3 protein-coding genes and 1 pseudogene are annotated in these 6000 nt (G+C 27.2%); 2 read left to right on the forward strand and 2 right to left on the reverse strand.

Going from position 1 to position 6000, the window contains the following annotated elements; all coding sequences use genetic code 11:
* Positions 1–1485: 1485 nt before the first annotated feature.
* Positions 1486–3411 (reverse strand): tetratricopeptide repeat-containing sensor histidine kinase, encoded by a 1926-nt coding sequence (locus ACZIYX_RS12725; protein ID WP_462682625.1) that lies wholly within the window; start codon positions 3409–3411, stop codon positions 1486–1488.
* A gap of 826 nt (positions 3412–4237) precedes the next feature.
* Between ACZIYX_RS12725 and ACZIYX_RS12730 the strand changes: the two genes are divergently transcribed.
* On the forward strand, positions 4238–4852 hold the full coding sequence (locus tag ACZIYX_RS12730; RefSeq protein ID WP_462682626.1) for a response regulator transcription factor: 615 nt from the start codon (positions 4238–4240) through the stop codon (positions 4850–4852).
* A 253-nt stretch (positions 4853–5105) separates the two neighbouring features.
* Positions 5106–5324: pseudogene (locus ACZIYX_RS12735) on the forward strand (integrase core domain-containing protein); the annotation flags it as partial.
* A 65-nt stretch (positions 5325–5389) separates the two neighbouring features.
* Here ACZIYX_RS12735 and ACZIYX_RS12740 read toward each other — a convergent pair.
* On the reverse strand, positions 5390–5992 hold the full coding sequence (locus ACZIYX_RS12740) for a DUF2071 domain-containing protein (RefSeq protein ID WP_462682628.1): 603 nt from the start codon (positions 5990–5992) through the stop codon (positions 5390–5392).
* Positions 5993–6000: the final 8 nt, after the last annotated feature.

Raw genomic sequence — 6000 nt, forward strand, 5'->3', positions numbered from 1 at the left:
CGCCATTTGGCTTACATTAAGCCATTAACTATGTTTTAAAAATCAAGAATATTGAAAAATATTCTGAAAAATTAAACAAATTCAAACCATAAAAAATCGCTTGAATCTATCTATTTTAAAAAATGAGGTGGGGTAATAAATTGCTATAAATAACAAATCTATAATTTTATCTTATTTTGAATGTATCAAAATCATAATCAATATATTACAAATTTAATTATCTACTAACTGACATTCATATTTAACTATAAATAAATCAAAACTATTTATCTAAAGGTATTTTACTATTTAAAAGTTACTTTTTTATAAAATCGATCAAACAAACAAGCAAGGCTTCGCCATTTGACCCACATTTTGTCTTAAATTGTTCGTTTTTTATTAGTTCAGAATATTGAAAAAAATTGAAATTCAACTTCTCTAAATATTTTTTTTCTATTTAAATCTGTCTAATTCCAAAATAAAAATGAAGGCTTGTATTATCATTAAATCACCTATCAAATAATCTAATTTTAATATCGCAATCAAATTTACAAATCTTAATCAATAGAAAGGATGCGGTTAAACCGTAAATCTATTCCTTATTAAAACCAAACAAACACAATTAGTTGAAAATAAATTGTTTATGTTTTTTGATCTTACTTTCATAAACTTTTTTTAACTAATAGTTAACTTTTTGTTGGTATACAGAAACTCATCAAAAAGGCTTGTAAACATAAGCTATTACAGATTATTTTATGCGCACATAATTTCCTTTGATATTAGTCTTTTAAAAAAACATAACCAAAGTAATTTGTAAGTTTATTTGATATTAAATTTGCTATGCAAAATAATTTATAAAGGTAAATACTTCTTTATAAAACAGAGAGGTAAAATTATTTGTTTTAGGCTCTAGTTTATAATAGCATTGAATAATTTTATCGAAACTCAGCATACCCCAGCCCCAACCTTTCCCAGAAGGAAGGAAGTCAAAGATTGTAAACCTATACCAGGATTTATACCATTTTAACTTTGAAATAGTGCGTATAGAAATTGAATATGTTTTTTAAGTATTCAAGGCAAAAAGCCTGTTCCAGACTTGATCTGGCATCAAGCATAGCTGTAGTTAGGGTTATATTTTTTAATGAAGAACAGAAGAAAAAGAAATAATTTATTAGTGCTATTTCAAAGTTAAAATGGGATAAGTCAATAATCTGTAAACTTTTTTTAGGACGAGTCAAAATGATTGAATTATTGCTTATAATCACACTGCTACTTTGATCCAAAATTATTTCTCATACCTTTTGTTAAAAGAGTTCTGACTATGATAGGTTTATCTATAAAGCAGATGGGATACTGCCTATAAGCTTTTGACTATAAGGGATTAAAATTATTAATATAGCAAACATTATAAAAAGATTGTTTCTTGTTTTGCACTCTGCATTAATGACAGGAGCACACATTTTAATTGAAAACGGCCGGCCCGAAAGTCGCTTTAAAACTATGTTTCTAATTGAGAAATACCGGGGTTTCAGTTTTAGTCACACCTTTTTTAAAAGCATTATGGTATTTTTTATTTTTAAGTGGAATTGTAAATGAAATTTGACATCCTTTATCTGAACAAGAAAAAAGCTTTATGTTACCTTGTACTGAATTTATTCGATCTTTTATGTTTCTAATACCTATTCCATTATTGTTTTTTCTTAGTTTTTTTATCCCTACCCCATTATCTTCTATCGAAACATGCAACTCCCCTGTATATAATATAAAAGATACCCATACTTGCGACGCATTTGAGTGTAAAATAACATTGCTACAACACTCTTGTAGTATCCTGTATATTTGTAATAATATTTTTTGATTAATTGAGTTTATTTTTTCTTTTTTGTTAAAAGCAAATTGAGATCTAATCCCTGCCGATTTCAACTTGTTTTCTATTAATAGAGTGAGATCAGAAAACTCTACTTTTGTAATATAATTTGGAATTAAGTTATGCGACAGGGATCTCATTTCATCATAAATATGGTCTATAACATTGGTGATTTCATAAATGGATGTATTAGATTCTATTTTTGTTAACTCCATTTTCAAAGAGCATAACAAATTTGCCAAACCATCATGCAATTGCATTCCTATCTTTTTTCTTTCTGCATTTTTAGCTTCTAATTTTGCTTTAATGATTTCGTTCATTTGTTCGTTCAGAAGAGAATTTAGTTTTTCATCATATAATAATTTTTTCATTTTATTTTTTTCTGTAAAAAAATAAAAAACAATCCCTATTGCAATACTTATAGTTATAAAAGCTAAGATTAAAAATTTATTTAAGGTTCTTTCTTTATGTATTAAAGAATCCTTAAACCGCAGAGCCTGTTCTTTTGCCTGGATGTCATATTTTGTATCTAGTTCTATTTTTATTTTATTTTGTTCAGAATTATATAAGCTATCTTGTAAGGAAGAGTACAGATTATAATAATAACCTTCTTTTTTGAGATCGTTCATTCTTGAATAGTAGTAGGATTTTTTAAGATATGTATTCATCAAATATTCAATATTCCCAACTTTTTTTGTTTCTGTTTCGGCTATGTTTAGATATTTTAATTCGTTAAGGGATTTTTTTTTCCTTGCTACTAGCCCCAGATAATAATTTGTTTTTCCTTTTATAGCATGAAAATTAATTTGGTTTTGGAGCTTCAAAGATTTTTTCAAATAATCTGATGCCAGATCAATTTGATTTATAAACAAATAATTTCTTCCAATTCTTTTATAAGTTATAGCCTTGTTTATAATATTTGTGTCTGGTATATACCGTAAACTTTCGTGGGCATAAAACAATCCTAAATTATATTTTTTTAATTTAAAACATACTCCTTCTAATGCTCTATAAGCATTACTCTTTATCAAGCTATCTTTTGAATTAGAAACTTTTGAATATAAATGTTTGGCTTTTTTATACTCTTTATTATTGTAGTAAACATCCCCCAAAAAGGTTTCTATTTTTGCTCTTTCTAATTCAAAGCGATCGGGATATTGTTTTGAAATAAAAAGAACTTCATAAAGTAACTTAGTTATATTTGACAGATCCGGATTGTTTATTTCTAAATTAAAATATGCTATAACGCTATCAATAAAATATTTTGGATCATTTAATAACTTAGACCTCTTAATTGCATTCTTGAAATAAACTTGAGAAGAATCACTTTTTCCTAATAACATATAAGAAATTGCAATTAATTTAGAGCTTTTTACATAATTTTCAGGTTTATTATTATTGTATTCAAATAATTTTAAGCTGTTTTTTAATGTTTTTTCTGGATCATTATATATGGAGGACCATGTGTCTTTTTCGATACTATCAAAAATTTTCTGGTTAAAATGATCTTGCCCCAAAAGTGATTTAAAGCAGAAAAAACAGAGCAGAAAAAAATATAGTTTCATGGATTAACGTGTTATCATTAAATTCTAAAATACTAATGGATATTATGGTATACTTGAACTTTAAACCAAATCTGGTTTAAAAATTCACTAAGACTAAATAAAACTCCTTATATCATTTTTCATAAAACCTGATTATATTAAAAGTTACCTTAAAATCACAAAAAAAATCAATAACTCTCTCTCTCTCTTAGATTTTTTTAATCAAAATATCTATAACAGAAAAAAGAGGGCGCTTGATTTATCAGACACCCTCTTAAAATTGAAACGTACTAGCACAAACTCAACCTTATAACTAATAAACGAAATCTCAATTTTACATTTATATTCCTGAAAAGAGACATAATTGCATTGCAAATTAATGACTTTAATAAGTATTTACATACCCCTAAATTCAGGGGGGTAGCTTTTTTTAAAGTCATCAACTTCATAACCAATTGAAAAAGAAGGTTTCTGGTTTTTTACAAGTGTATTTTTTTATTTAAAAAACCTAAACATCTATACCAAAAAGATGAAATTCTATCTTTAATCAATAACCTTTGGGCTAACTCACAATGTATGCTTTCTAAATATATTTTGTTTCCGGGGCAAGCAAAAAATTAGATTCTCAATGCAGGATTAAAAATTTTTTGTTTAGCTTTTTAAGCTTATGCGTCCATTTTTTTGCAACCAGGGTTCATTGATAGTATGAAAATATTCAATAGTATAAAAATAACCAGTAGTATAAAATATTTCAGTAATTTTATCTTTAATCTGGCGGGGATTTTATTTTTTATATATGCCAAATGGAGTTCTTTTGAATAGAATTTTCCTTATAAAAATTTTAAGTATGACTAAAATTCTCATTTTAGATGACCACAAAATATTTGCAGAGAGTTTGTCTAAAATTATAAGTACCAAGTACCGTGTTGTTAACATTTCTTATTCTGTTAATAGTGCTTTGCTATTTTTGAGAAAAAATACTGTAGATTTAATAATCACAGATATAAATTTGCCAGATGTAGATGGGTTGGTCTTGATTAATCATATAAGGAAAGAAAATATTAAATCCAAGATTTTAGTTTTGACAAGCTATACAAATCCTACACTTATAGAACAATTAATAGAATTTGATATAGAAGGATATCTAAGTAAAAACACATCATCGATCGATTTATTTAATGCAATAGATGCCATACTAAAAAACGAAAGGTATATTGAGCCTTTTGCTAAAGAAATATTATCCAGAAAACAAACAAAAACAACCGTTAAAACTACATTTACCGAAAGAGAATTGCAAATACTAAGACTTGTTTCTGAAGAAAAAAGCTCTAAAGAAATCTCAAAAGCATTATCTATTTCGAGGTATACCGTAGATGACCATAGAAAAAACTTGCTTTTAAAAACAAACTCTATTAATGTTGTTGGTCTAATTAAATATGGTTTAAAAAACAGACTTATTTAAGAACGAAGTGTAATGCTAATAAGTTGACCATATACAATAAAAGGTTGTGTCTGTGGCCATTTGAATGTTTGGTTTGGTTCTGGTTTTGGAGTCGCACCAACTTTTTTCAGGTAATATTGGAATGTCTACTTTTATCAGGACAAAAAAATACAGCCCATAACATTACATTTGAATATGGTAAAAAAGTATGATAATGAATTTAAGGTAATGATTGTAGAGTTATTACAATCAGGTCAAAGTGCAAATTCGGTAAGCAGTGGATACAATGAAAAATCTATTAAGTAAAAACCTAAAGATAACCCAATCCATAAGTCGAAAAGGAAATTCTTGGGATAATGCAGTAGCAGAACCCTTCTTTAAAACTCTTAAATATGAATGTGTATATCGATATAAATTCAATTCATTTTTAAATGCCCATTTTATAATTGACCAATATATTAAGTGGTATAATATAAAAAGATTGCATTCTGCCCCCAGGGTATAAAACTACTATAGAAGTTGAACAAGAAAATCTAAATAATAAAACAGAAAAGTGGCTTAAAAATTTTGTTTTAAAATGATTAGGCAGTCCACTACCGGCAAGACGAATGCTTTAAGTGTTATATATAGTTTCTTTTTAATTTTTCCCCACGCAATCACTTGTACTCCTTTGGAATAATGTGTTTTACTCGGTTTCTCATTTATCAATTTTTCAAACCTTGGATAATCTATATCCAAACTGTGTAATTCTATTTCGTTAATCGGCCATTCCAAATGGTGTATTTCAAATTCGTTAATCGATTCGTTCGTATCTTGAAAAAGGGCATATCTCTCAGTTAACCATTTATCCAATTCGGATTTTTCAGTTTGTTCTTTTCCTATTGTAAACTCCATGTAAAGCCTGTCGTTAAACTCTGAGTTCTGTGATTGATATTTTTTGTCAGTCCTATTAATTTCTGAAAATCGATATGGAAGTTCTGAAATTCCTTTTGCGACTTTACAGGATAATTTTTTTCCGCCTTCGATATTTAAAAAATAAACTCCAGATTTACTATTTGACTTGACATAAGTCCGAATATTAATCTCGTCAAAATCTGATACTGGCGAAAAATAGGTATGCATCCGTCTAAGTACATCTTGATTAGATTCTTTATAGGCTATATTTTTGT

Source organism: Aquimarina sp. (genome assembly GCF_977115655.1).

What these genes read in the sequence shown, in the direction of transcription:
- ACZIYX_RS12725 (WP_462682625.1), bottom strand. Translation starts at nt 3,411, where the DNA reads ATGAAACTATATTTTTTTCTGCTCTGTTTTTTCTGCTTTAAATCACTT.
- ACZIYX_RS12730 (WP_462682626.1), top strand. Translation starts at nt 4,238, where the DNA reads ATGACTAAAATTCTCATTTTAGATGACCACAAAATATTTGCAGAGAGT.